Below are 25,382 nucleotides of genomic sequence, written 5' to 3' on the forward strand. Positions count from 1 at the left end.
CAGTGCCGGTCGGCAGGGGCATTCGCCGTCCGAAACGGCCGTGTCGGCTCCCCGGTGACGCCCCCGGCGCGCACTACCCTCGGGCACCATGACCGCATTCGACGACCTCGACGACTATCTCGCTCTCCCGCGCGTCACCGCGCTCGCGCTGTCGCCGGACGGGACCCGTGTCGTGATCGCCCAGTCCACCCTGGACGAGGAGGGGACCGGGTACGTCGGGGCCTTGTGGGAGGTCGACCCGCACGGACAGGAGCCCGCCCGGCGGCTCACGTGGGGTGCGAAGGGCGAGTCGAACCCGGTCTTCACCGCCACCGGTGACCTGCTGTTCACCGCGGCCCGGGCCGACGGGACGGACGGCGACGATGCCCCGGTCGCACTGTGGCGGCTGCCGGCGGCCGGTGGCGAAGCGCAGCGCGTCGTGTCCCGCAAGGGCGGGGTACGCGCAGTGCACGCGGCGCGGGCCGCCGACCGGATCGTGGTGACGGCGGACGTGCTCGGCCGTACCGACGGCGACGACGAACGGATCCGGGACGCCCGCAGGAAGCACAAGATCTCCGCCGTGCTGCACACCGGATACCCGATCCGGCACTGGGATCACGACCTCGGCCCGGCCGAGCCGCACCTGCTCGCCCTCGCGGACGGCCTCCACCCGCCCCTGTCGGACCTGACTCCCGGACCCGGGGGCGCGCTGCGCGAGGCCACCCTCGACCTCGCCCCGGACGGCACGTTCGTCGTCACCACCTGGTCGGTCCCCGGGCCGCTCGCCTCCCGCCGCACCACCCTGGTGCGCATCGACACGGACACCGGACTGCGCACGGTCCTCGTCGACGACGAGACCGCCGACGTGTTCGCCCCCGCGATCTCGCCGGACGGCACCCGGATCGCATTCCTGCACGAGACACACTCCGATCCCGAGACCGCGCCGACAACCACGTTGCGGCTGTTCGATCTTCGATCCGGAGACACGACGGTTCTGGTGCCCGGATGGGACCGGTGGCCGACGTCGGTCGTCTGGCGTCCCGACTCCGGGGCGCTGCTCGTGACCGCCGACGAGCACGGCCGCGCGCCGATCTTCCAGGTCGCGTTGTGGGCCGACGTCCCCACCCCGTTGACCACCGACCCGGCCGCCTACACCGACCTGCGCGTCGCACCCGACGGAACGTGCGTCTACGCCCTGCGTGCGGCCTACGACGCTCCGCCGCACCCGGTGCGGATCCCGCTGGACGGCTCCGGCGCCGTCACCGTTCTGCGCGCTCCCGCCGAGCTGCCGGACCTCCCCGGCCGCCTCACGGAACTGACCACTGCCGCCGCCGACGGCACCCCGCTGCGGGCCTGGCTGGCCCTGCCGGCCACCGCCGACCCCGACGCCCCCGCACCGCTGCTGCTGTGGATCCACGGTGGCCCCCTCAGCTCCTGGAACACCTGGTCGTGGCGATGGAACCCGTGGCTTCTCGTCGCCCGCGGCTACGCCGTGCTGCTCCCGGACCCCGCCCTGTCCTCCGGCTACGGGCAGGACTTCGTCCGGCGCGGGTGGGGCAGATGGGGCAAGGAGCCCTACACCGACCTGATGGCGCTGACCGATGCCGCGATCGAGCTCCCCGAGATCGACGCCGACCGCACCGCCGCGATGGGCGGCTCCTTCGGCGGGTACATGGCCAACTGGGTGGCCGGGCACACCGACCGGTTCCGGGCGATCGTCACCCACGCGAGCCTGTGGGCTCTCGACCAGTTCGGACCCACCACGGATTCGGCCTGGTACTGGGCGCGGGAGATGACCCCCGAGATGGCGGTGGAGAACTCACCGCACCTGTATGTCGCCGACATCGTCACTCCCATGCTGGTGATCCACGGCGACAAGGACTATCGCGTGCCGATCGGGGAGGGGCTGCGACTGTGGTACGAACTGCTCTCCGAGTCGGGGGCACCCGCCGCCGAGGACGGCTCCACCGTGCATCGCTTCCTCTACTTCCCCGACGAGAACCACTGGGTGCTCGGCCCCCAGCACGCGAAGATCTGGTACGAGGTGGTCGAGGCGTTCCTCGCGGAGCACGTGCTCGCGCGTCCCCGGGAACTGCCCGAGGTGCTCGGCTGACGCGGATCCCGGCGGTGCGCGGCGCGGGAGTCGAACGGCATCTCCGTCGGGGGCGACGCTCACCCGCCCAGCGTCCGCACCCGCTCGAGCACCGGGGCGAACGCCTCGAGGTACGGCCCGTGGACGGTGTAGTAGGTGAAGCCGTAGCGGTCGCGGTCGCGCAGGACCTGATCGGCCATCCGTTCCACCGTGCCGATCAGTGCGAACGGCGTGTCCAGCAGTTCCTCGACGCTCGTCATCGGACCGAAGCGCTCGAGCAGTGCCCGCGCCGCGGCCTCTCGGTCGTCGGTCACCACGACCGCCTGGACCAGCACCTGCCACTCGAGGCGGTCCGCGCGGGCGCCGGCGCGCTCGCGGGCGAACCGCACGCGTTCGTCGGCCTCGGCGGCCGTCGCGATGCGCAGCACCCCGGGCGCCTGTCCCGGCACCTGCACGGCACCGGCCACCCCCACGATGTCGGCGCGCTCGGCCGCCAGCTGCAGCACCCGGTCCCCGGTACCGCCGATCAGCAGCGGGGGACCGGTGCCGCCGAACCCGCACCGCTGGACCGGCTGCAGCGGTGCCAGGTCCAGGCCGGCGCGCAGCTCGGCCTGTTGTGGGTACCCGCCCTCCGCGAAGCGGCGCCCCAGACCCTCGATCAGGGCCTCGAGCCGATCGACGCGGCGGCCGATCGGATCCCAGCCGATGCCGGCCTCGTCGAATTCCCACTTCATGTGCCCGGCGCCGAGGCCGAGTTCGAGCCGGCCACCGGTGAGGACGTCGGTGGTCGCGACGTCGCGGGCCAACAGCTCCGAGTTCCAGAACGGAGCGTTGAGGACGAGCGTGCCCACTCGCAACCGCTCGGTCGCCTGCGCCGCGGCGACGAGCGTGGGAAACGGCGCGACGACCCCCAGGTGGTCCGCGGCGAACAGCGTGTCGTACCCGAGCGCCTCGATGCGGCGGCATCGGCCGGCGAACGCGCCGGCCGACTCCAGGGTGAAGACGTTCGTGGCGAAGCGGAACTCGTTCACGTCTGCCACGGTGCCGTACCCGTGATCCGCAGTCCAGCAGGCCCGATCCGGGCACGTGGGGCGTGTGCAGGCGGTTTGCCTCCGCTGACTACGATTGCGGGGTGACCAGTGCGCCAGAGAACCACCAGAACCCCGCCGACGCCCTCCCCAAGAGCTGGGACCCCAGCGCCGTAGAGGACGAGCTGTACCAGGGCTGGGTGGACGCCGGTTACTTCGCCGCCGATCCGTCCAGCGACAAGCCCGGTTACTCGATCGTGCTGCCACCGCCGAACGTGACCGGCAGCCTGCACATGGGTCACGCACTCGACCACACCCTCATGGACGCGCTCTCGCGCCGTAGACGCATGCAGGGCTACGAGGTGCTGTGGCTGCCCGGCATGGACCACGCCGGCATCGCCACCCAGACCGTCGTCGAGAAGCAACTCGCGGTGGACGGGAAGACCAAGGAGGACTTCGGTCGCGAACTGTTCGTCGAGAAGGTCTGGGACTGGAAGCGCGAATCCGGCGGCACCATCCAGGGGCAGATGCGCCGCATCGGGGACGGCGTCGACTGGTCCCGCGACCGGTTCACCATGGACGAGGGTCTCTCGCGGGCCGTGCAGACGATGTTCAAGCGGCTCTACGACGACGGGCTGATCTACCGCGCCGAGCGACTGGTGAACTGGTCGCCCGTGCTGCAGACCGCGATCTCCGACATCGAGGTCAAGTTCGAGGAGGTCGAGGGCGAACTCGTCTCGTTGCGCTACGGCTCCCTGGACGACGACGAGCCGCACGTGATCGTCGCCACCACCCGGGTCGAGACCATGCTCGGTGACACCGCCGTCGCGGTGCACCCGGACGACGAGCGCTACCAGCACCTGGTCGGCACCACCCTCGAGCATCCCCTCACCGGCCGGCGTATCCCCGTGATCGCCGACGAATACGTCGACCCCGAATTCGGCACCGGCGCCGTGAAGATCACCCCCGCCCACGATCCCAACGACTTCGAGATGGGCGTGCGGCACAACCTGCCGATGCCCACCATCATGGACAAGGCCGGCAGGATCGCCGACACCGGAACACGATTCGACGGCATGGACCGGTTCGAGGCGCGGGTCCGGGTGCGCGAGGCGCTGGCCGAGCAGGGCCGGGTCGTCGCCGAGAAGCGTCCCTACCTGCACAGCGTCGGTCATTCCGAGCGCAGCGGCGAGACAATCGAGCCCCGGCTGTCGATGCAGTGGTGGGTCAAGGTCGATGCGCTCGCCAAGGCCGCGGGCGACGCGGTCCGCAACGGCGACACCGTGATCCACCCGGCCAGCCAGGAGCCGCGCTGGTTCGCGTGGGTCGACGACATGCACGACTGGTGCATCTCGCGGCAGCTGTGGTGGGGTCACCGCATCCCGATCTGGTACGGCCCGGACGGCGAGGTCGCGTGCTTCGGACCGGACGAGACCGCGCCCGAGGGCTGGGAGCAGGATCCCGACGTCCTCGACACCTGGTTCTCCTCGGGTCTGTGGCCGTTCTCCACGATGGGCTGGCCGGACAGGACGCCGGAGCTCGAGAAGTTCTATCCCACCAGCGTTCTCGTCACCGGATACGACATCCTGTTCTTCTGGGTGGCCCGGATGATGATGTTCGGCCTGTACGTCGCGAACGACGAGGCGATCACCGCCGGCGGGAAGTCCGGCGTCCAGGTGCCGTTCAAGGACCTGTTCCTGCACGGCCTCGTGCGCGACCAGTTCGGCAAGAAGATGTCCAAGTCGCGCGGCAACGGCATCGATCCGCTGGACTGGGTGGAGCGGTACGGCGCCGACGCGCTGCGCTTCACCCTGGCCCGCGGCGCCAACCCGGGTAGCGACCTCGCCGTGGGCGAGGACCACGCGCAGTCCTCCCGCAACTTCGCCAACAAGCTGTTCAACGCGACCAAGTTCGCCCTGATGAACGGCGCGGTCGTCACCGAGCTCCCGGCGCGCACCGCCCTCACCGACGCGGACCGGTGGATCCTCGACCGGCTCGAGCAGGTCCGCGCCGAAGTCGACGAGGCGTTCGAGCGGTTCGAGTTCTCCAAGGCGTGCGAGGCGCTCTACCACTTCGCATGGGACGAGGTGTGCGACTGGTATCTCGAGCTCGCCAAGGTGCAGCTGGCCGACGGCAGCGAGTACGCGCAGGGCACCAAGGCGGTCCTCGGCAACGTCCTCGACCAGCTGCTCCGCCTGCTGCATCCGGTGATCCCGTTCGTCACCGAAACCCTCTGGAAGGTCCTCACCGGCGGCGAGTCCGTGGTCGTCGCGTCCTGGCCGAACGCCACCGGCACCGAGCCCGACGCCGACTCCGCGCGTCGCGTCGAGGATCTGCAGAAGCTCGTGACCGAGGTCCGCCGTTTCCGCAGCGACCAGGGCCTCAAGCCGTCGCAGAAGGTCGCCGCACGCCTCACCGAGATCGACGCCGCCGACCTGGTTGCGCAGGTGCCGGCCGTACGGTCCCTGGCGCGGCTGACCGAGCCTGCGGAGGAGTTCGCCGCCACCGCCGCCATCGAGGTGCGCCTGTCCCGTGCCACCGTCACCGTGGAACTGGACACCTCCGGCACCGTCGACGTGGCGGCCGAGCGCGCCCGTCTCGGCAAGGACCTCGCGGTCGCCGAGAAGGAGCTCGCGGGCACGTCCGCCAAGCTCGGCAACGAGGCGTTCCTCGCCAAGGCGCCCGCGGCGGTCGTGGAGAAGATCACCGCCCGCAGGCAGATCGCGGAGGAGGAGATCGCCCGGATCACCGCGCGCCTGCAGGAACTGGGGTCGGCGTGAGCGAGGACCGGTCCGCGGCCGGCCCGGCGACGCCGTCGCCGGTCGACCTGGCCGAGCTGACCCTGGTCGAGGCCGAACTCGACAAGCGCTGGCCCGAAACGAAGATCGAGCCTTCGCTGACCCGGATCGCGGCGCTGATGGATCTGCTCGGATCCCCCCAGCGCAGCTATCCGTCCATCCAGATCGCCGGCACGAACGGTAAGACGTCGGTGAGCCGCATGATCGACGCCCTGCTGACCCGGTTGCACCGGCGCACCGGCCGCACCACGAGCCCGCACCTGCAGCTGGCCACGGAGCGGATCAGCATCGACGGGGCGCCGGTCTCCCCGCGCACCTACGTCGACACCTATCGCGAACTCGAGCCGTACGTCGCGATGATCGACGCGCAGTCGCAGGCCGCGGGCGGCCCGGCGATGAGCAAGTTCGAGGTGACCACGGCCATGGCATTCGCCGCGTTCGCCGAGGCCCCCGTCGACGTCGCCGTCGTCGAGGTGGGACTCGGTGGCACCTGGGACGCCACCAACGTCGTCGACGCGCAGGTCGCGGTCGTCACCCCGATCGGGCTCGACCACACCGAATACCTCGGCCCCGATCTCGCGACGATCGCGGGGGAGAAGGCCGGGATCATCAAGAAGGCACCCGACGACGGGCTCGTGCCCCGCGACACCGTCGCAATCCTGGCCCAGCAGGAACCCGAGGTGATGGAGGTGCTGCTGCGCCGGGCCGTCGAAGCGGACGCCGCCGTCGCACGCGAAGGCGCCGAGTTCCAGGTCCTGGCCCGGCGCATCGCCGTGGGCGGGCAGCAACTCGAGCTGCAAGGCCTCGGCGGGGTGTACACCGACATCTTCCTGCCGCTGCACGGCGAGCACCAGGCCCGTAACGCCGCGCTCGCGCTCGCCGCCGTGGAGGCGTTCTTCGGGGCCGGCGCCGACCGGCAGCTCGACGCCGACGCGGTGCGCGCGGCGTTCGCCTCGGTGCTCAACCCGGGCCGGCTCGAACGGGTGCGTAGCGCTCCGACGGTGTTCCTCGACGCCGCCCACAACCCCCACGGGGCGAAGGCTCTCGCTGCGGCCCTCGCCGACGAGTTCGACTTCCGCAAGCTGGTCGGAGTGGTGTCGGTGATGGCCGACAAGGACGTGCCCGGTCTGCTCGACGCCCTCGAGCCGGTGTTCGACGAGATCGTCGTGACCCACAACGGCTCGCCGCGGGCGATGGACGTCGACGAGCTCTCAGACCTGGCCGTGGCGCGGTTCGGCGACGAACGCGTGGTCGTCGCGCCGACACTGCCCGACGCCCTCGAGACCGCCGTCGCCATCGCCGAGGAGGTCGCCGAGCCGGGTGAGGCAGTATCGGGGGCGGGTGTCGTGGTCACCGGCTCGGTGGTGACCGCCGGCGCCGCCCGCACTCTCTTCGGAAAGGACCCCGCGTGAGCGAGGCAGCTGACAACTCCGCCGCATCGCCGGACCGGGACTCCGCCGTCCGGCCCCCCGCGAAGGACCCGTGGAAGGGGCTGCGAGGCGTCATGGCCGGCACGCTCGTCCTCGAAGCCATCGTGGTCCTGCTGGTGCTACCGGTTGTCGCGGTCGTCGGCGGGGGACTCACGTGGCTCTCGGGTGGCTACATCGTGTTCCTCGCCGTCGCGATGATCGCGGGCGCCGGGCTGCAGGGCCGGCCCTGGGCGCTCCGGTACAACCTCGCGCTGCAGGTGCTGACCCTGCTGGGCTTCTTCGTCGACCTCGCGCTCGGCATCGTCGGCGTGATCTTCAGTGCGGTGTGGGGCTACATCCTGTACCTGCGCAAGGACATGAAGGACCGCGAGGCGCGGGGCCTGCTACCGGGGCAGCGGGGCTGACCACTACGCTGTGCGCGTGACTGAGCGGACCCTGGTACTGATCAAGCCCGACGGCGTGGCCCGTCGTCATGTCGGCGAGATCCTCTCGCGCATCGAGCGCAAGGGACTCGACATCGTGGCACTCGAGCTGCGCACCGCCACCGAGGAGGTGGCCGCCGCCCACTATGCCGAGCACGAGGGCAAACCCTTCTATCCCGGCCTGATCGAGTTCATCACCTCGCGGCCGCTGGTCGCGGCGGTCCTCGAAGGGCCCCGCGCCATCGCCGCATTCCGCCAGCTCGCGGGCGGCACCGACCCCGTCGAGAAGGCCGTACCTGGCTCGATTCGCGGTGATCTCGGGCTCGACGCCGGCGAGAACCTGGTGCACGGTTCCGACTCGGTGGAGTCGGCCGAGCGTGAAATCGCTCTGTGGTTCCCGGCCCTCGCCGGGTCCTGATCCGTCCGTCGACCTACGTGCCACGGCGCCCTTCGGGGCGCCGTTGGCGTATTCACGGACCTCTGTGTGGGATACTGAGGTAGGTCGCCCCGCTTCGGAGTGTTGCGGAACGACCGAACGACATCACGGATCGATGCCCGACATCGCTGTGACCGGGGACGCAGGAGACACCTCGCCCGGTGGCACGCTGGATGCACCGGCGCTCGATCCGCGATCCAGCCAGGCACCGCTCGGCCGTGCAGTGAAAACGGGCACCGGACGACCGTGCGATGCGAGACCGCACATCTCGCGCCTCCCGGTGCGAGCCCACACAGACAGCGCCCCCGCGTGGCCGCGTCACATCGCTCGAGATCGAGGATGGACGCGCCCGGGGGCCCGAGGAGACCTACGTGGCCGAACAAGCGCCGCCGAACGACACTTCCATCGATGAGGGCACCGTGGTGCTGCCGCCGAAGATGCGCGTGCACGCACTCGCCAAACTGCTCGGTCTCACGAGCAAGCAGGTCATGGCCAAAGCCGCCGACCTCGGCACCGAATTGCGCAGTGCCCACTCGAGCCTGCAGCGCGACCTCGCCGAACAGATCCGCGCCGCTCTCGGTGCGCCCGCCGAGACCGGGACGGAAGCCGCACCGGAACCGGTGGGTGAGGTACCCGAGGTGCCCGCCGCCGAGACCGCCGAGGCTCCCCTCGGAGAACCGGCCGGCGCCGAGGGGCCCGCCGGGGAACCGGCCGCCGAGCCGGAGACCGCGGTCGAGGACACCACCGCTCAGGAACCCGCCGCGGCACCTGCGGCTCCGACCCTGTTCACCGGCATGGAACAGGAGACCCCGGCGTTCACCGCGCCGGAACCGGGCGCCGTCGAACCCGTCGTCAGCGCGCCACTGTTCCTGCAGCCGGAAGTCACCGCCCCCGCCGAGGCGGCACCGCGCCGCCGCCGTTCCCGCCGGGCGGCCGAGGCGCCCGAGCCCACCGTCGTCGAGGAAGTCGCCGAGGAGGTCACCGAGGAGACCGCTGCGGCGGAGCCGGGTGAGGAGTCCGCCGAGGAGGAGCCGCGCCGTCGCCGTCGTGGTCGACGCGGCCGGGGCCGTGGACGTGGCGAGCAATCCGAGACGTCGGAGGAGACCACCGCCGAGGAGACGTCCCCCACGGAGACTGCTGCCGAGGAGGGCGCCGCTCCGGAGAAGGGCGCTGCGCCGGAGAAGGGCGAGGGCCCGGAAGCAAAGCCCGAGGAGCCGGCGACGGAAGAGGTCGCGACCGCCGAGCCGAGCGCGGACCAGGTCGAAGGCGAGCAGAAGGAGTCCGGGCAGAAGGAGTCCGGACAGACGGAGCCCGAGCAGAAGGAGTCCGGGCCGGGCGAGGACGAGTCCGGGGAAGGGTCTTCCCGTCGTCGCCGTCGTCGTCGTCGTCGCAAGGGCAGTGCGGACGGAGCCGACACCGCCGTCGAGGACGACTCGGTCCCCACTGTCGTCCACGAACGTGAGCCGCGATCCAAGACGCGCGCCCCCAAGGACGAGGTTCAGGGCATCACCGGTTCCACCCGGCTCGAAGCCAAGCGCCAGCGCCGCCGCGACGGCCGGGACGCAGGCCGCCGTCGGCCCCCGATCCTCACGGAGTCGGAGTTCCTCGCCCGCCGCGAGTCCGTCGACCGCGTCATGGTGGTGCGGGAGAAGACCGGTGACACCGCGAACCCCGGGAACATCACCCAGGTCGCGGTCCTCGAGGACGGCGTCCTCGTCGAGCATTTCGTGACCAGCGCCGGCTCCGGTTCGATGGTCGGCAACATCTTCCTCGGCCGCGTCCAGAACGTGCTTCCCTCGATGGAGGCGGCGTTCATCGACATCGGCAGGGGTCGCAACGGCGTCCTCTACGCCGGCGAGGTCAACTGGGACGCCGCCGGGCTCGGTGGCAACTCGCGCAAGATCGAGCAGGCCCTCAAGCCGGGCGACCGGGTGCTCGTGCAGGTCAGCAAGGACCCGGTGGGGCACAAGGGCGCCCGGCTCACCACGCAGATCAGTCTCGCCGGCCGATTCCTGGTGTACGTGCCGGGCGGCTCGTCCACCGGCATCAGCCGCAAGCTGCCCGACACCGAGCGCAAGCGGCTCAAGGAGATCCTGCGTGAGGTCGTCCCGGCCGAGGCCGGTGTGATCATCCGTACTGCGGCGGAGGGCGTGAGCGAGGACGAACTCGCCCGCGACGTACAGCGCCTGCAGACGCAGTGGGCCTCGATCGAGGAGCAGGCCGCCAAGCTCGAGGCCGACGGTTCGGGACAGCCGAAGACCCTCTACGAAGAGCCCGACCTGCTGGTCAAGGTGATTCGCGACCTGTTCAACGAGGACTTCTCCAAGCTCGTCATCGAGGGTGAGAACGCCTGGAACACTGTCGAGAACTACATCCGGACCGTCGCCCCGGACATGCTGCCCCGCGTGGAGCGGCACGATTCCGAGTCGGGCGCGCGTGACGTGTTCGCCGTACACCGCATCGACGAGCAACTCGCCAAGGCGCTCGACCGCAAGGTGTGGCTGCCGTCCGGTGGCACTCTCGTCATCGATCGCACCGAGGCGATGACGGTCGTCGACGTCAACACCGGCAAGTTCACCGGCGCCGGAGGCAACCTCGAAGAGACCGTCACGCGCAACAACCTCGAGGCAGCCGAGGAGATCGTGCGGCAGATGCGGCTGCGCGACATCGGCGGCATGATCGTCGTCGACTTCATCGACATGGTGCTCGAGTCGAACCGGGACCTCGTGCTGCGACGCCTGACCGAGGCGCTCGGCCGGGATCGCACCCGTCACCAGGTCTCCGAGGTGACCTCGCTGGGACTCGTGCAGATGACGCGCAAGCGGCTCGGGACGGGGCTCGTGGAGGCGTTCTCCACCACCTGCGAGCACTGCCACGGCCGCGGCATCCTCGTGCACAGCGAACCCGTCGAGGTCGCCGCCGCCGAGGACGGTGGCCGGCCCGCGCGCAGCGAGAGCGGCTCCCGTCGCCGCCGCGGCCGTGATCGGGGCACCCAGCCGGAACCGGCGACGACCGAGACGGCCGCACCCCAGCCGGCCCCCGAGGCGCCGGTGGTGGACGCGACGGTCAAGCGCGCCCACCCGGTCGCTCTGGCGATGGCCGCGCACCACGACAACCACGACGAGCACCCGACCGAGTCCGGTGCCGAGCCGGCGGAGGCAGCGCCCGCGCAGACGCCCACCGAAGCCGCGTCGGCACCGGTGACAGAACCCCGCGAGGCGCGCCCGGTCGAATCGCGCGAGGCGCCGGCCGAATCGGGCGAGGCGCAACCGGCAGAAGCACCGGAGGCCGGTAAGCAGGCCGCCGAGCCGGCGGCCCGTCGCCGTCGCCGGGTCTCGCGGGCTCCTTCGGCTCCGACGGGCGACGGCACCGGCACCGTCTTCGTGGTGCCGGCTCCGGCCCCGGAGCCCGTGGCCACCGCTCCGGCCCCGGAGCCGGTGACCACCGCGGCGGTTTCGGACGGTGACAGCGCCGAACCGGTGACCGTTCGACGGCCACGTCGTCGCCGGGCCGCCGGCCGGCCTGCCGGCCCGCCGGTCGAAGCGCAGGCATGAGGTCGAACCGGGCCCGACCGCGGCCGGGCCCGGTTTGACCCTGGCAGTCACCTTCCCGTAATCTTGGTCAGTCGCTACTCGGCGATACGGCCCTGCTGCGCCCGATGCGGGATTGTGGCGGCCCCGAGTCAGCAACCACCAGACCAGTCGCGTTGCACACCGTGGCGCGAGCACGTTCGAACTAGCAAGGGGTAGCCGTCCGATGGCAACGTACGCGATCGTCAAGACCGGCGGTAAGCAGTACAAGGTCGCTGAGGGCGATCTCGTCAAGGTCGAGAAGATCGAGGGTGAGCCCGGCACTGCTGTCTCGCTTGCTCCGGTCCTCGTCGTCGACGGAGCCGAGCTGACCACCGACGCCGACAAGCTGGCGCAGGTCACGGTCACCGGCGAGATCGTCGAGCACACCAAGGGCCCGAAGATCCGCATCCACAAGTTCAAGAACAAGACCGGCTACCACAAGCGCCAGGGTCACCGTCAGAAGCTGACGGTCCTGAAGGTCACCGGCATCAAGTAATTCGGGCTTCCGCTTCAAACCCCAGGAGGGTTCGTCATGGCACACAAGAAGGGTGCATCCAGCTCCCGCAACGGTCGCGATTCGAACGCCAAGCGTCTCGGCGTCAAGCGCTTCGGCGGCCAGGCCGTCAGCGCCGGTGAGATCCTGGTGCGCCAGCGTGGCACCCACTTCCACCCCGGCGTGAACGTCGGTCGTGGCGGCGACGACACGCTCTTCGCGCTTGCTGCCGGTGCCGTCGAGTTCGGCACCAAGCGTGGTCGCAAGACGGTCAACATCGTTCCGGTCGCGGCAGACGCCTGATCTGCCGTCCGAATCGGACACCGCGAAGGTCTCCTTCGCACATACTCCCAGTAGGGGCGGACCAGGGTCGCACACCCGGGTCCGCCCCTACTGTTTTCGGACCATCGGCAGCGCGGTGGTCCCGGCACGACTCCGGTGATCCCGGCACAGCGGGAGCACCGGCCGACACAACAGTTCCACCATTCGACGGAGGTCCACCCATGTCCCGCTTCATCGACCGGGTGGTGCTGCACGTCACCGCCGGCAAGGGTGGTAACGGCTGCGCCTCCGTCCACCGGGAGAAGTTCAAGCCGCTCGGCGGCCCCGACGGGGGTAACGGCGGAAACGGCGGCAACGTCGTGCTCGAGGTGGACGAGGGTGTCCACACCCTCCTCGACTTCCACTTCCACCAGCACGCGAAGGCCACGAACGGCACCCAGGGCGCGGGCAGCAACCGCGACGGCGCCAACGGCGGCGACCTCGTGCTGAAGGTGCCCGACGGTACCGTCGTGCTCGACAAGGACGGCCGGATCCTGGCCGACCTGGTCGGCTCCGGCACCCGCTTCGTCGCCGCGCACGGCGGCCGCGGAGGTCTCGGCAACGCGGCCCTGGCGTCGAAGGCCCGCAAGGCCCCCGGCTTCGCCCTGCTCGGCGAGGAGGGGGAGGAGCGCGACCTCGTCCTCGAACTCAAGTCCGTCGCGGACGTCGGGCTGGTCGGTTTCCCGTCGGCGGGCAAATCGTCCCTGGTGTCGGTGCTGTCCGCGGCCAAGCCGAAGATCGCCGACTACCCGTTCACCACCCTCGTCCCCAACCTCGGGGTCGTGCAGTCGGGCGACACCACGTTCACCGTCGCCGACGTGCCGGGCCTGATTCCCGGTGCCAGCGAGGGCCGCGGGCTCGGCCTGGACTTCCTGCGCCACCTCGAGCGGTGCGCTGTGCTGGCCCACGTCGTCGACTGCGCCACGCTCGAGCCGGGCCGCGACCCGATCTCCGACATCGATGCGCTCGAGGCCGAGCTGGCCGCCTACCGGCCGGCGCTGTCCGGCGACAGCAGCCTGGGTGATCTCGCCGACCGTCCCCGCATCGTCATCCTGAACAAGGTCGACGTGCCCGACGCCGCCGAACTCGCGGACTTCGTCACCCCGGATCTCGAGGAGCGGGGCTGGCCGGTGTTCAGGATCTCCGCCGTCAGCCGGGAGGGGTTGCGGCCACTGACGTTCGCGCTGGCGCGAATGGTGGAGGAGTACCGGAAGGCGCATCCGCCGGCGGCGCCGCGACGGCCCGTCATCCGGCCCGTCGCCGTCGACGAGACCGGGTTCAGCGTCGTTGCCGATCCCGAGACGCCGGGCGGCTTCATCGTGCGCGGCACCCGGCCCGAACGCTGGGTGCGGCAGACCGCATTCGACAACGACGAGGCCGTCGGCTACCTCGCGGACCGGCTGGCCCGCCTCGGTGTCGAGGACGAACTCGTCAAGCAGGGCGCCGAACCGGGCGCGTCCGTCACGATCGGCGACGTCTCCTTCGAGTGGGAGCCGCAGACGCAGGCCGGCGTGGACGTCGTGCCCACCGGACGCGGCACCGACGCCCGCCTCGACCAGGTCGATCGCGTCGGGGCGGCCGAACGTCGCCACGCCAAGAAGGTGCGACGCGGTCTCGCGACCGACGACGAGTTCTGACCACCTCGAACCAGAAGCAGGAGATCGTGAGCGATACCCGGGAGGCCGTCGCCGGCGCACGCCGCGTCGTGGTGAAGATCGGCTCGTCCGCCATCACCAGCCTGGTCGGCGGACTGGACCGGGACCGACTCGACCGTCTCGTCGACGCGCTCGAGGGGCGCATGCGCGGCGGCTCGGACGTCGTGGTGGTGTCCTCCGGTGCGGTCGGTGCCGGACTCGCCCCGCTCGGCCTGACCGTCCGGCCCCGTGACCTGGCCACCAAGCAGGCCGCGGCCAGCGTCGGGCAGCTCGCCCTCGCCCACGCGTGGGGTACCTCCTTCGCGCGGTACGGCCGCACCGTCGGGCAGGTGCTGCTCACTGCCGACGACATCGCGCGACGCACCCAGCATCGCAACGCCCAGCGCACCCTCGACCGGCTGCGCGCGCTGCACGCCGTGCCGGTGGTCAACGAGAACGACACCGTCGCGACCGCCGAACTGCGCTTCGGTGACAACGACCGTCTCGCCGCGCTCGTCGCGCACCTCGTCGGGGCGGACGCGCTGATCCTGCTCTCCGATGTCGACGGCCTCTACGACGGCGATCCCCGCAAGGGCGATGCGCACCTCATCGCGGAGGTGACGAGCCCGGAGGACCTCGACGGCGTCGTCGCGGGGTCCGGGGGCGCCCTCGGCACGGGCGGGATGGCCTCGAAGCTGTCCGCGGCGCGACTGGCCGCCGACTCGGGGGTGCCGGTGCTGCTCACCGCCGCGTCCCAGGCCGACCGCGCCCTCGGTGCCGCGGATGTGGGGACCGCGTTCGCCCCTCGGCCCGACCGGATGTCCGCGCGGCGATTCTGGGTGCGGCACGCTGCCGACACCCACGGCACCCTGCACCTGGACGCGGGCGCGGTGCGGGCAGTGGTCGAACGGCGCCGTTCGCTGCTCGCGGCGGGCATCACCGGCATGAGCGGTCGCTTCCACGGCGGGGACGTGGTGGCGCTGGTCGGTCCCGACGGTCGGACGGTGGGGCGCGGAGTAGTGGCCTACGACGCGGCCGAACTGGACTGGATGATCGGGTTCTCCACCCGGCAGCTGCCGGCGGACCTGCAGCGGCCGGTGGTGCACGCCGACGACCTCGTGACCCTGTAGAGGCGGGCGCTCACCGGACCGGTGCGGCAGCCGGCGATCCGGCAGCGAGGGCCGTGAGCACCTCCGAGCACCCGGCGTCGACCTTCACCGTGGCCAGCGCATCGCCCCGGGTGGTGCCCCGGTTGACGATGCCCACGGGCTTGCCGAGTTTCGCGGCGTGCCGCACGAAGCGCAGTCCGGACATCACGGTGAGCGAGCTGCCGACCACGAGCAGCGCATCCGCCTCGTCGACGAGCGCGAACGCGCGCTCGACACGTTCGCGAGGCACCGATTCACCGAAGTACACGATGTCCGGTTTGAGCATTCCCCCGCACCGCTCGCAGTCCACCGGGCGGAAGCTGTCGGTGTCGTCGACGACCGCATCGGCGTCCGGGGCCACCTCCAGGCCTGTCGTCCCCCGGACCCGGTCGAGGAAGCCCGGATTCGCGGCGGCGAGTTGCTCGGCGAGGGTGAACCGCGAGAGCCGGTGGTTGCACGCCAGACAGCGCACCTGCGCGTAGCAGCCGTGCAGGTCGATCACCCGCCGGCTGCCGGCCTTGGTGTGCAGCAGGTCCACGTTCTGGGTGAGGACACCGAGGACGACGCCGCGCCGTTCGAGCGCGGCGAGGGCACGGTGCCCGGCGTTGGGCCGCGCGGAGTCCATGTGCCGCCACCCGACGTGGTTGCGCGCCCAGTAGCGGCGCCGGAACTCGGGATCGCCCACGAACTGCTGGTAGGTCATCGGGTTGCGGGGTGGCGCGCCGGGACTGCGGTAGTCCGGGATGCCGGAATCGGTGGAGATCCCGGCGCCGGTGAGCACGCACAACCGCCGGCCGTCGAGCAGGTGGTGCAGCGGTTCGATCACCCCGCCCAGGATAGCGGTGCGTCAGTACCCGGCGCTCGGGTCGACGACCGCGGCGAGGTCGAGGCCGGCCGCGAAGCGCGTGACGTTCTCGGTGACGTGCTCGGCGAACGCGGGGATGCGCAGCGCCGGGGGATTGGAATCGTGTGGCGTGATCATGGCATTGCGCAGGGACCACAGGGGGTGCCCGTCCGGCAGCGGTTCGGGATCCGTGACGTCCAGACCGGCGCCCGCGATGACACGGCGGCTGAGAGCATCCACCAGCGCGTCGGTGTCGACGAGGCTACCGCGGGCAACGTTGATCACCCACGCGGTGGGCTTCATCGCGGCGAGTTCGTCGGCCCCCACCAGCTGCTCGGTCTCAGCCGTGGCCGGGGCGGCGATCACGAAATGATCTGCGCGGGACCATACTTCGTCGATCCGTGCGACGGGGACGGTCTCCACGGCGCCCGGGACCGGACGGCCGCTGCGGGTGACCGCGAGCGCCTGCGCGCCCAGCGCGCCGAGCATGGGGATCAGGGCCCGGCCGATGCCCCCGGCGCCGATGATGCCGACGGTGGCGCCGCGCAGGGTTCCCAGCTGGGGGTAGAACACGCCCGGCGTCCACGACGTCGCGGCCAGATGGTCGGGCAGCGCCCGCACCCCGGCGAGCAGCAGCATGAGCGCATGCTCGGCGACCGTCGCGGCGAACGCCCCGGCAGCCGACGTCCACGTCACCTGGGGGTGAGCGCGGATGATGCCGGCGTCGAGCCAGTCCTCCACGCCGGCGGCGGGTAGCTGGACCCATCGCACCGACGTCGGCAACGCCGCGGGGAATTCGTCCGATCCGCCGGTCCAGACCACCGCGTCCGGGTGGTCGTCGAACCCGCATACGCGACCGCCGCCGGCCCCGATCGCCCGGTCGAACACGATGTCCGGGGCGGGGCCGACGGCGATCCGCGGCTGTCGCTCGTAGGTCATGGATCCGACTCTAGGCGCGAAGGGCCGGCCGGTCACACGCTGCGGGCGCTCAGACGACCTCGACGAGGGGGTACACGCCGTTCTCGTCGTGGACCTCCCGGCCGGTGACCGGCGGGTTGAACACGCAGAACATGCGCATCCGGGTGTCGGGCTCGACCCGGTGCCGCTCGTGGCCGTCGAGCAGGTACATCGTGCCGGGCGCGAGCGGGTACACGGTGCCGGTCTCGAGGTCGGTGAGCGTGCCGGTGCCCTCGATGAGCCACACGGCCTCGACGTGGTTGGCGTAGTGGAACTCGTTGACGGTGCCGGCCTCGATCGTGGTCTCGTGGAACGAGAAACCGACCTTGTCGCCGCCGAGCACGATGCGCTTGCTGCGCCAGTTGCCGTTGTCCGACGTGATGTCGCGGTCGGTGCCGGTGATTTCTTCGGTGGTACGGACGATCATGGGCAGGTCCTTCCGGTGCTCGTCTTCGCGTGCGGGGTTCGACGGTGGCCGGGGCTCAGGCCCGGACCACCGAGGTGGCCTCGCACAGGATGTTCAGGCCGTGCTCGAGCTCGTCGTCGCTGATCGTCAGCGGCGGGAGCAGCTTGACGACTTCGTCGGAGGGGCCGGAGGTCTCCGCGAGCAGGCCCTGCTCGAACGCCAGGGCACACACCTTCTGCGCGTCGCTCGGCTCGTCGAACACCAGGCCCTGAACCATGCCGCGGCCGCGGGTGGAGACGCCGTCGAACATGTCGGACAGGTTCATGAAGGTCTGCCGGATCCGCTCGCCCTTGCGCAGCGTGTCGCGCTCGAGACGGTCGTCGGCCCAGTAGTGCTGCAGCGCCTTCGCCGCGGTGACGAACGCCGGGTTGTTGCCGCGGAACGTGCCGTTGTGCTCGCCCGGGCCCCACACGTCGAGTTCACGCTTGAACAGCGTCAGCGCGAGCGGCAGGCCGTACCCGCCGATCGACTTCGACAGGGTCACGATGTCCGGGGTGATCCCGGCGACCTCGAACGAGAAGAACGGGCCGGTGCGGCCGCAGCCCATCTGCACGTCGTCGACGATGAGCAGGATGTCGCGCTCGGCGCACAGGTCCGCGAGGGCTCGCAGCCACTCGGGACGGGCGACGTTCACGCCACCCTCGCCCTGCACGGTCTCGACGATGACCGCCGCCGGGCGGTTCAGGCCGCTGCCGGAGTCGTCGAGCACGCGGGAGAACCAGTGGAAGTCCTCGGTGACGCCGTCGAAGTAGTTGTCGAACGGCATGGGGGTGGCATGCACCAGCGGCACGCCGGCCCCGGCCCGCTTCATCGAGTTGCCCGTCACCGACAGCGCACCCAGCGTCATCCCGTGGAACGCGTTGGTGAAGTTGATGATCGACTCGCGACCGGTGACCTTGCGGGCGAGCTTGAGGGCCGCCTCGACCGAGTTGGTGCCCGTGGGGCCGGGGAACTGGACCTTGTAGTCGAGGCCGCGCGGAGCCAGGATGTGGCTCTCGATCGACTCCAGCAGTTCCCGCTTGGCGGGGGTGGCCATGTCCAGGCCGTGGGTGATGCCGTCGCCCATGATGTAGTCCACGAGCGCGGTCTTCAGAATCGGGTTGTTGTGCCCGTAGTTGAGGGCTCCCGCACCGGCGAAGAAGTCGAGGTAGTCCTTGCCGTTCTCGTCGCGGATCCACGATCCGGATGCCGTTTCGAACACGGCCGGCCAGCCACGGCTGTAGCTGCGCACCTCGGATTCGAGGTGATCGAAAATGCTGTGCTTGGCGGGGGTTTCGGGGTGCTCCAGGATGGTCATTCCTCGTCCTCCTGCGGCGAATTCGTTTTCGCCGGTCGTGTATTCATTCGCCGATCGTGTAGAGATCCTCGGCCATGTGTGAATCGGGAAAATCCGAAGGGGTGAACAATTCGCTCCGGGTGATGCGCAGTCCGCGTCGCCGGGCGAGCGCGGTGAACATCGCGATCGATGCCTCGTTGTCCGGGCTGACCGTCGTCTCGAGCCGGGTCACACCGGCGTCGGTGAGTCGGTCCCACAGGCTGTCGAGCATCCGGCCCGCGACGCCGCGGCCCCGTTGGTCCTGGTCCACGGCCACCTGCCAGACGAACAGCGTGTCCGGTGCCTCCGGACGGCGGTAGCCGCTGACGAAACCGACCGCCTCGTCGTCACCAGCGGTGGCGACCACCGAGGTCGCCGCGAAGTCGCGGCACCACAGCACGTACGCGTAACTGGAATTGACGTCGAGCACTTTCGAATCGCGCGCGATCTGCCACATGCGAATTCCGTCGGAAATGCGCGGTGCGCGGAAATTCGGCTCGGCAGGTGCGTTCACCGTTTCGGCAGGCGCGGTGGGCGGGGTACTTCTCGGTGTCACAGGCGTCATAAGCGGTCTCGAACCTAACAACTTCGCGGGCGGGATTCACCCGCCTTGTCGGAATCCGTCACCGGATACCCCGCCTCCGTGCAGGTGAGACGCGGGTGTGAGAAGGATCACTCGATGTAGCGCCCGGACCGGTCGCGGCGATTATTTCGGGCTCGCGAGAGCCAGCGGGAGCACCGCGGACGCACCCGCGCGGATCAGGGTCCGGGCCGCCATCGTCAGCGTCCAGCCGGTGTCGGTGACCGCGTCGACGAGCAGGATCGGCCCAGGGTTTCCGTGGAGGTCGGGGCTCTCCCACGCGTCCACGAGGCCGGCGATCCGGTACGCCGAGTTCGCTGCCGTCACCGCGGGCCGGCCGGGCCGGGCACGCAGCACGCCGAGATCCTCGAGCCGGCCCAGCTGCGCCAGGCGCGTCGCGAGGGAACCGACCAGCAGGGGCCGGGTCGCCGACTCCAGGGCCATCACCGCGGTCGGCCGCTGCGTCCAGTCCCATGCTCGGAGCACGTCCACGGCGGCCTGCACGACCGCATCGGGCACCGGCGCGTCCGGGCCGTCCAGCAGCGCCCGCAGCCGCGGCCCCCATCCCAGGTCCGACAGCCGGCCGAGGACCCGCCCCGGCTCGGGTCCGTCGGTGATCTTTCCGGACAGCGCCACGCCGAGCTTGGCCATTCCGGTCGGCCACTGCCGCCGCGGCGGTAGGTCCACCCCCGGCCGATCCAACCGGGCCCGCACCCGGCCCAGTTCGGTGTCGTCGACGTCCGCCGACCACCGGGCCCCGCAGCAGTTGTCGCACCGACCGCAGCCCGCGGTCTCGGATGTCAGGCCGGGATCGTCGAGCTGGGTGCGCAGGAACACCATCCGGCACCCGGTGGTCCGCTCGTACTCGAGCATCGCCTCCTGCTCGGCCGCACGCGCCTGCTCGAGCTTGGCGTACCGGTCGGCGTCGTACTCCCACGGCGCACCGGTGGCGATCCAGCCGCCCTTGACCCGGCGCACCGCACCGTCCACGTCGAGCACCTTGAGCACCATCTCCAGCCGGGACCGGGTGAGGTCGACCAGTGGCTCGAGGGCCTGCGTGGACTGCGGCCGCTCCGGCTCGAGCACCTCGATCACCCGCCGCACCACCTCCTCCCGCGGGAAGGCCACCGACGCGAACCAGCTCCAGATCTGCCGGTCCTCGGGACCCGGAAGCAGAATCACCTCCGCGCGCTCGGTCGCGCGCCCCGCGCGCCCGACCTGCTGGTAGTAGGAAATCGGCGACGACGGGGCTCCCAGGTGCACGACGAACCCGAGATCCGGTTTGTCGAAGCCCATGCCCAGGGCCGAGGTGGCGATCAGCGCCTTGACCCGGTCGCCGAGCAGGTCCGCCTCGAGCTGTTCCCGCTCGGTGGGGTCCGACTGCCCGGTGTATGCCGCGACGGTGTGACCGTGCTCGGACAGCAGCGCGGCCAGGTCGTGCGCGGCCGACACGGTGAGGGTGTAGACGATCCCGGACCCGGGCAGCTCGTCGAGGTGCTGGGCGAGCCACGCCGCCCGGCGGGCGGGCTCGTCGATCCGCAGGACCGACAAGTGCAGCGACGGCCGGTCGAGGCCCCCGCGCAGTACGAGGGTCTCGCCCCGGCCCTCCCCGACGCCGAGTTGTGCCGCCACGTCCGCGACGACGCGGTCGTTCGCGGTCGCGGTGGTCGCGAGCACCGGGATGCCCTCGCCGAGGTCGGCGACGAGGGTGCGGATACGCCGGTAGTCCGGGCGGAAGTCGTGGCCCCAGTCCGAGACGCAGTGCGCCTCGTCGACCACCACCAGCCCGGCGTCGCGGGCGAGCGACGGCAGCACCTGGTCGCGGAAGTCCGGATTGTTCAGTCGCTCCGGGCTGACGAGCAGCACGTCCACCGCGCCGTCGGCGACCTGCCGATGGATCTCTTCCCACTCGGTGACGTTGCCGGAGTTGATCGTGGCGGCATGGACACCCGCGCGCCGCGCCGCCTCCACCTGGTTGCGCATCAGGGCCAAAAGGGGGGAGACGATCACGGTCGGCCCGTGCCCGCGGGCACGGAGCAACTTGGCGGAGATGAAGTAGACCGCCGACTTGCCCCACCCCGTGCGCTGGACGACCAGCGCTCGCCGGCGATGCACCACCAGTGCCTCGATGGCGTTCCACTGGTCCTCGCGCAACCGGGCCCCGGGTCCGGCGAGATCGCGGAGCAGTCGTTCGGCGTCGTCGCGTAGATCCGTGGTGGCGGTGCTCATGGGACCCATCGTGCCGGACGGTGACGACATCGGGGCGCCGGCGAGGCCGGCGGTGGTGTCCGCTTCGGGGACGAACGTGCCCGGTTCCGCGACGAACGGGGTCGTTCCGGCGGCGAACGACCCGTCGGGCCGGTCGGGATGCCGCGTCCCGTCCCCGCGTGGACGCGGGACGCCGTTCGCGTCGGGACCGTCGGCGTCCCAGCCGCCCGGAGCCGGGAGCGGTGCAGTCGCGATGGTAGGACCGACTGCCGCACAGGCACTTTCGGGCACCGTCGCGGGGGTGGCGTGCGGCCGCGTGGATCCGGTGGGGTGGCCTGCGGCGGGGGAGTGGTCCGCGCCCCAACCGGCCGATCGCTGTGACGGAGACTTCGTCGACTGCCGGGCATGCTCGTACCCTGTTCGCTATGCAGACGCAGTTCCTCCGCCCCGCATCCGACTCTTCCCCGAGCCGAATCGACCACCCGGCGTTCCGGCAGAAGGTCGTCTCCGCGGAGGAAGCCGTCCGCTGGATCCAGCCCGGCCACACCGTCGCCATCAGCGGCTTCGCCAGCGCCGGCACGCCGAAGGCGATCACCCCCGCGCTCGCGGAACGCATCGGGGCGGCCCGCGCGGCCGGCACCGACTTCACGGTCAACCTCCTCACCGGCGCGTCGGTCTCCGCCGAGACCGAGCGGATGCTGTCCGAGGTGGCCGGCATCTCCCTGCGGATGCCGTACCAGGCCGAACCCACCGCCCGCCGCAACATCAACAACGGCCGGATGGACTACGTCGACATCCACCTGTCCCACGTCGCCCAGCAGGTCTGGGAGGGCTACTACGGACACGTCGACGTCGCGGTCGTCGAGGTCTCCGGCGTGACCGAGACCGGGGAACTGATCCCGTCCGCGTCGATCGGCAACAACAAGACCTGGCTCGACGTCGCCGAGAAGGTGATCCTCGAGGTCAACTCGTGGGTTCCGGCCGCGATGACGGGCATCCACGACGTGTACTACGGCACCGCGCTGCCGCCGCACCGCAAGCCGATCATGCTCACCGACGTCGAGGACCGCATCGGCCAGAGCACGTTCCGCGTCGACCCCGACAAGGTCGTCGCGGTCGTCGAGACCCATGCCCGCGACAGCGCCAGCCCGCTGACCCCGCCGGACGCGGTGAGCCGGGCGATCGCCGCGCACGTGCTCGACTTCTTCGAGCACGAGGTCTCCCGCGGACGGCTGCCCGCGGATGCGCTCCTGCCGCTCCAGTCCGGCATCGGCAACGTGGCCAACGCGGTCCTCCAGGGGCTCGACGCCGGACCCCACAAGGGGCTGACCTGCTACTCCGAGGTCATCCAGGACGGCATGCTGCACCTGATCAAGCACGGCACCGTCCGCTTCGCGTCCGCCACGTCGCTGGCGTTGAGCGAGGCCGGGATCGACGAGCTGGTGTCCAACATCGACTTCTACCGCGAGCACATCGTGCTGCGTCCGCAGGAGATCAGCAACCATCCCGAGATCGTGCGCCGCCTCGGCATCATCGCCATGAACGGCATGCTCGAGGCCGACATCTACGGCAACGTCAACTCCACCCACGTCATGGGCACCAAGATCATGAACGGGATCGGGGGATCCGGCGACTTCGCGCGCAACGGCTACCTGTCGATGTTCCTGAGTCCGTCCACCGCGAAGGGCGGGAGCATCTCGTCGATCGTGCCGATGGTGCCGCACGTCGACCACACCGAACACGACGTGCAGGTCCTGGTCACCGAACAGGGACTTGCGGACCTGCGCGGGCTGTCGCCGCGGCGCCGGGCGCGGGTCGTCGTCGACAACTGCGCCCACCCGGACTACCGGGACATGTTGCACGACTACGTCGACCGGGCCGAGGCCGTGCCGGATGCGGGACACACCCCGCATCTGCTCGGCGAGGCCCTGTCCTTCCACCAGCGTTTCCTGGAGACGGGATCCATGCTGGGGCAGTGAATCCCGCGGGTCGCCGACCGGCGTCAGCCGCCGGCGACCGGCGCGGGATCGATCGGCTGCTGGGGCAGCGACTGCGTGACCGCCGCCGACACCGTCTGCAGCGGAGTCGGACCCGAACCGTTCGGCACCGTCAGCGCCACGTACACCGGCCGGTCCACGACGAACCACGTGCTCGCGTCGATGCCCTCCGCGGCGCCGGACACCTCGAACCACTGGACGCCGTCGACCACCTGCAGCGCCGCCGCGCGATCGAACTCCGCGGGCCGCTCCAGTCCGCACCGCAGCACCACCGGCTCGCCCTCGACGGGCTGCCACGCCGCGGCGCCCGCGGGGGCCGGGTCCGTCAGCTCCGCGCGGCGCAGGTCGCCGACCTCCTCGGGCAACGCTCCCAGCAGGGCCGCGCACTCCGGTGACTCGGCCTGCGGCGCCACCACCGGTCCCAGCGCCACGGGCGCCAGTTCCGGGGTGCGGTTCGCCAGCACCGCCGCCACCACGATGCCGATCAGCAACGCCACCGGCAGCGCGACGGCCGTGGCGACGAGGGCAGGGCTGCGGCGGTGCTCGTCGTCGCCGGACGTGCCGTCGGGATCGGGGTCGGGGGAGACTGTCGGCTCGGTCATGATCTCTCGGAGTCGGGGAACGGTAGCGTGGTCGAAACTACCGTGTCCGCCACCGCCCGCCCCGCATCGACCCACGAACGGGAGGATCGCATCACCGCGCCCGACCGCCCCGGCCCCACCGTCGCCGACCTCGGCGAGTTCCCCGTGATCGACCGCGCGGTCGCCGGACGCCGCCAGCCCCCCACCACCCTCGTCGGACCGGGACACGACGCGGCTCTCGTCGCCGCCGCCGACGGACGGGTCGCCGTCTCCACCGACATGCTCGTCGAGGGCCGGCACTTCCGCCTCGACTGGTCCACCCCGCACGAGGTCGGGCGTAAGGCCGTCGCCCAGAACGGTGCCGACGTCGCGGCGATGGGCGCTCGCCCCACCGCCTTCCTCGTCGGGCTCGGCTGCCCGCCCGACACCCCGGTCGGCGTGCTCGACGGCGTCTCCGCCGGGATCGGGGAGGCCGCCGAGGCGCTCGGCGCCGGCGTAGTCGGCGGCGACCTGGTGCAGGCGTCGCAACTGGTCGTGGCGGTGACCGTCCTCGGCGACCTCGGCGGGAACCCGCCTCTCCTGCGGTCCGCGGCCCGGCCCGGCGACATCGTCGCGCTGGCCGGTCCGACCGGGCGTTCCGCCGCCGGACTGGCCGTGCTCACCGCCGGACTCGCCGGTCACCCGGATCTGGTGGCCGCCCACAAGGTGCCGTCGCCCCCGTACGCCGCGGGCCCCGCCGCGGCCGCCGCCGGGGCCCACGCCGCAACCGACATCTCCGACGGCCTGCTCGCCGACCTCGGGCACATCGCCGCCGCGTCCGGCGTCGCGATCGACGTCTCGCACGAGCTGCTCGAGCCCGGACCCGGGCTGCGGTCCGCCGCCGCGGAACTCGGTGTCGACGTGTGGGAGTGGGTGCTCACCGGCGGCGAGGACCACGCCCTGGCCGCCTGCTTTCCCCCGGACGCGTCGCTACCCGCCGGCTGGCGTCCCGTCGGCACGGTGCGTGAGGGCCGCGGCGTCACCGTCGACGGTCACGACCGGCCGGGCCCCGGAGGCTGGCAGAGCTTCTCGAGATAGGTTT

At 71.2% G+C, this 25,382-nt stretch carries 20 protein-coding genes; 12 read left to right on the forward strand and 8 right to left on the reverse strand.

Annotated features, from left to right (window positions below; genetic code table 11):
• The first annotated feature begins 88 nt into the window (after positions 1 to 88).
• Positions 89 to 2,092, forward strand: a complete 2,004-nt coding sequence (locus tag QNA09_RS08600) for a S9 family peptidase (RefSeq protein ID WP_304433882.1) — start codon at positions 89 to 91, stop codon at positions 2,090 to 2,092.
• A 59-nt stretch (positions 2,093 to 2,151) separates the two neighbouring features.
• On the opposite strand, the gene QNA09_RS08605 is transcribed toward QNA09_RS08600, so the two are convergent.
• Positions 2,152 to 3,102 (reverse strand): TIGR03621 family F420-dependent LLM class oxidoreductase, encoded by a 951-nt coding sequence (locus QNA09_RS08605; protein ID WP_040271716.1) that lies wholly within the window; start codon positions 3,100 to 3,102, stop codon positions 2,152 to 2,154.
• Positions 3,103 to 3,203: 101 nt separating this feature from the next.
• On the opposite strand from QNA09_RS08605, the gene QNA09_RS08610 reads away from it, so the two are divergent.
• From QNA09_RS08610 to proB, 9 genes are all read left to right on the forward strand, one after another.
• On the forward strand, positions 3,204 to 5,879 hold the full coding sequence (locus QNA09_RS08610) for a valine--tRNA ligase (RefSeq protein WP_010592812.1): 2,676 nt from the start codon (positions 3,204 to 3,206) through the stop codon (positions 5,877 to 5,879).
• Positions 5,876 to 7,309, forward strand: a complete 1,434-nt coding sequence (locus QNA09_RS08615) for a folylpolyglutamate synthase/dihydrofolate synthase family protein (protein ID WP_010592811.1) — start codon at positions 5,876 to 5,878, stop codon at positions 7,307 to 7,309. The genes QNA09_RS08610 and QNA09_RS08615 overlap by 4 nt, the downstream gene beginning before the upstream one ends.
• The gene (locus tag QNA09_RS08620) at positions 7,306 to 7,731 is read left to right on the forward strand and encodes a DUF4233 domain-containing protein (protein WP_010592810.1); all 426 of its coding nucleotides are present in this window, start codon (positions 7,306 to 7,308) and stop codon (positions 7,729 to 7,731) included. Before QNA09_RS08615 ends, QNA09_RS08620 begins: the two co-directional genes overlap by 4 nt.
• Before the next feature lie 16 nt (positions 7,732 to 7,747).
• Positions 7,748 to 8,167 (forward strand): nucleoside-diphosphate kinase, encoded by a 420-nt coding sequence (gene ndk, locus QNA09_RS08625; RefSeq protein ID WP_006937234.1) that lies wholly within the window; start codon positions 7,748 to 7,750, stop codon positions 8,165 to 8,167.
• 389 nt (positions 8,168 to 8,556) lie between these two features.
• A complete protein-coding gene (locus QNA09_RS08630) occupies positions 8,557 to 11,739 on the forward strand; it encodes a translation initiation factor IF-2 N-terminal domain-containing protein (RefSeq protein ID WP_308072420.1) in 3,183 nt (1,060 codons plus the stop codon).
• Positions 11,740 to 11,941: 202 nt separating this feature from the next.
• On the forward strand, positions 11,942 to 12,253 hold the full coding sequence (gene rplU, locus QNA09_RS08635) for a 50S ribosomal protein L21 (protein ID WP_003939076.1): 312 nt from the start codon (positions 11,942 to 11,944) through the stop codon (positions 12,251 to 12,253).
• Between the two features lie 36 nt (positions 12,254 to 12,289).
• Entirely contained in the window at positions 12,290 to 12,553 is a 264-nt protein-coding gene (rpmA, locus tag QNA09_RS08640) for a 50S ribosomal protein L27 (RefSeq protein WP_003939075.1), read from the forward strand.
• A gap of 200 nt (positions 12,554 to 12,753) precedes the next feature.
• The gene (obgE, locus tag QNA09_RS08645; protein ID WP_010592808.1) at positions 12,754 to 14,208 is read left to right on the forward strand and encodes a GTPase ObgE; all 1,455 of its coding nucleotides are present in this window, start codon (positions 12,754 to 12,756) and stop codon (positions 14,206 to 14,208) included.
• 26 nt (positions 14,209 to 14,234) lie between these two features.
• On the forward strand, positions 14,235 to 15,335 hold the full coding sequence (gene proB / locus QNA09_RS08650) for a glutamate 5-kinase (protein WP_010592807.1): 1,101 nt from the start codon (positions 14,235 to 14,237) through the stop codon (positions 15,333 to 15,335).
• A 10-nt stretch (positions 15,336 to 15,345) separates the two neighbouring features.
• Here proB and QNA09_RS08655 read toward each other — a convergent pair whose 3' ends face one another.
• The 6 genes from QNA09_RS08655 to QNA09_RS08680 form a co-directional block, all read right to left on the reverse strand.
• Positions 15,346 to 16,179 carry an NAD-dependent protein deacetylase gene (locus QNA09_RS08655; RefSeq protein WP_064066182.1) on the reverse strand — a complete coding sequence of 278 codons (834 nt, stop codon included), beginning with the start codon at positions 16,177 to 16,179 and terminating at the stop codon, positions 15,346 to 15,348.
• A gap of 21 nt (positions 16,180 to 16,200) precedes the next feature.
• Positions 16,201 to 17,136 carry a D-isomer specific 2-hydroxyacid dehydrogenase family protein gene (locus QNA09_RS08660; RefSeq protein ID WP_017680520.1) on the reverse strand — a complete coding sequence of 312 codons (936 nt, stop codon included), beginning with the start codon at positions 17,134 to 17,136 and terminating at the stop codon, positions 16,201 to 16,203.
• Positions 17,137 to 17,185: 49 nt separating this feature from the next.
• Positions 17,186 to 17,581, reverse strand: coding sequence for an ectoine synthase (locus tag QNA09_RS08665; RefSeq protein ID WP_010592804.1), 396 nt, complete (start codon positions 17,579 to 17,581; stop codon positions 17,186 to 17,188).
• A gap of 55 nt (positions 17,582 to 17,636) precedes the next feature.
• On the reverse strand, positions 17,637 to 18,917 hold the full coding sequence (ectB, locus tag QNA09_RS08670; RefSeq protein WP_010592803.1) for a diaminobutyrate--2-oxoglutarate transaminase: 1,281 nt from the start codon (positions 18,915 to 18,917) through the stop codon (positions 17,637 to 17,639).
• A 43-nt stretch (positions 18,918 to 18,960) separates the two neighbouring features.
• Positions 18,961 to 19,500, reverse strand: coding sequence for a diaminobutyrate acetyltransferase (gene ectA / locus QNA09_RS08675; RefSeq protein WP_026137701.1), 540 nt, complete (start codon positions 19,498 to 19,500; stop codon positions 18,961 to 18,963).
• 141 nt (positions 19,501 to 19,641) lie between these two features.
• Positions 19,642 to 21,744 carry an ATP-dependent DNA helicase RecQ gene (locus QNA09_RS08680; RefSeq protein WP_203011704.1) on the reverse strand — a complete coding sequence of 701 codons (2,103 nt, stop codon included), beginning with the start codon at positions 21,742 to 21,744 and terminating at the stop codon, positions 19,642 to 19,644.
• Between the two features lie 404 nt (positions 21,745 to 22,148).
• On the opposite strand from QNA09_RS08680, the gene QNA09_RS08685 reads away from it, so the two are divergent.
• The gene (locus QNA09_RS08685) at positions 22,149 to 23,702 is read left to right on the forward strand and encodes an acetyl-CoA hydrolase/transferase family protein (RefSeq protein ID WP_119699702.1); all 1,554 of its coding nucleotides are present in this window, start codon (positions 22,149 to 22,151) and stop codon (positions 23,700 to 23,702) included.
• 23 nt (positions 23,703 to 23,725) lie between these two features.
• Here QNA09_RS08685 and QNA09_RS08690 read toward each other — a convergent pair whose 3' ends face one another.
• Positions 23,726 to 24,322 carry a DUF3515 domain-containing protein gene (locus QNA09_RS08690; protein ID WP_010592799.1) on the reverse strand — a complete coding sequence of 199 codons (597 nt, stop codon included), beginning with the start codon at positions 24,320 to 24,322 and terminating at the stop codon, positions 23,726 to 23,728.
• 90 nt (positions 24,323 to 24,412) lie between these two features.
• On the opposite strand from QNA09_RS08690, the gene QNA09_RS08695 reads away from it, so the two are divergent.
• The gene (locus tag QNA09_RS08695) at positions 24,413 to 25,378 is read left to right on the forward strand and encodes a thiamine-phosphate kinase (protein WP_072786457.1); all 966 of its coding nucleotides are present in this window, start codon (positions 24,413 to 24,415) and stop codon (positions 25,376 to 25,378) included.
• Positions 25,379 to 25,382: the final 4 nt, after the last annotated feature.

Source organism: Rhodococcus sp. AH-ZY2, from assembly GCF_030916465.1.
Lineage (GTDB): Bacteria > Actinomycetota > Actinomycetes > Mycobacteriales > Mycobacteriaceae > Rhodococcus > Rhodococcus ruber.

Excerpts from the sequence above, each read along its gene's own strand:
- QNA09_RS08600 (WP_304433882.1), top strand. The coding sequence starts at position 89 with ATGACCGCATTCGACGACCTCGACGACTATCTCGCTCTCCCGCGCGTC.
- rplU (WP_003939076.1), top strand. The coding sequence starts at position 11,942 with ATGGCAACGTACGCGATCGTCAAGACCGGCGGTAAGCAGTACAAGGTC.
- rpmA (WP_003939075.1), top strand. The coding sequence starts at position 12,290 with ATGGCACACAAGAAGGGTGCATCCAGCTCCCGCAACGGTCGCGATTCG.
- obgE (WP_010592808.1), top strand. The coding sequence starts at position 12,754 with ATGTCCCGCTTCATCGACCGGGTGGTGCTGCACGTCACCGCCGGCAAG.
- QNA09_RS08660 (WP_017680520.1), bottom strand. The coding sequence starts at position 17,136 with ATGACCTACGAGCGACAGCCGCGGATCGCCGTCGGCCCCGCCCCGGAC.
- QNA09_RS08665 (WP_010592804.1), bottom strand. The coding sequence starts at position 17,581 with ATGATCGTCCGTACCACCGAAGAAATCACCGGCACCGACCGCGACATC.
- ectB (WP_010592803.1), bottom strand. The coding sequence starts at position 18,917 with ATGACCATCCTGGAGCACCCCGAAACCCCCGCCAAGCACAGCATTTTC.
- ectA (WP_026137701.1), bottom strand. The coding sequence starts at position 19,500 with ATGACGCCTGTGACACCGAGAAGTACCCCGCCCACCGCGCCTGCCGAA.
- QNA09_RS08680 (WP_203011704.1), bottom strand. The coding sequence starts at position 21,744 with ATGAGCACCGCCACCACGGATCTACGCGACGACGCCGAACGACTGCTC.
- QNA09_RS08685 (WP_119699702.1), top strand. The coding sequence starts at position 22,149 with ATGCAGACGCAGTTCCTCCGCCCCGCATCCGACTCTTCCCCGAGCCGA.
- QNA09_RS08690 (WP_010592799.1), bottom strand. The coding sequence starts at position 24,322 with ATGACCGAGCCGACAGTCTCCCCCGACCCCGATCCCGACGGCACGTCC.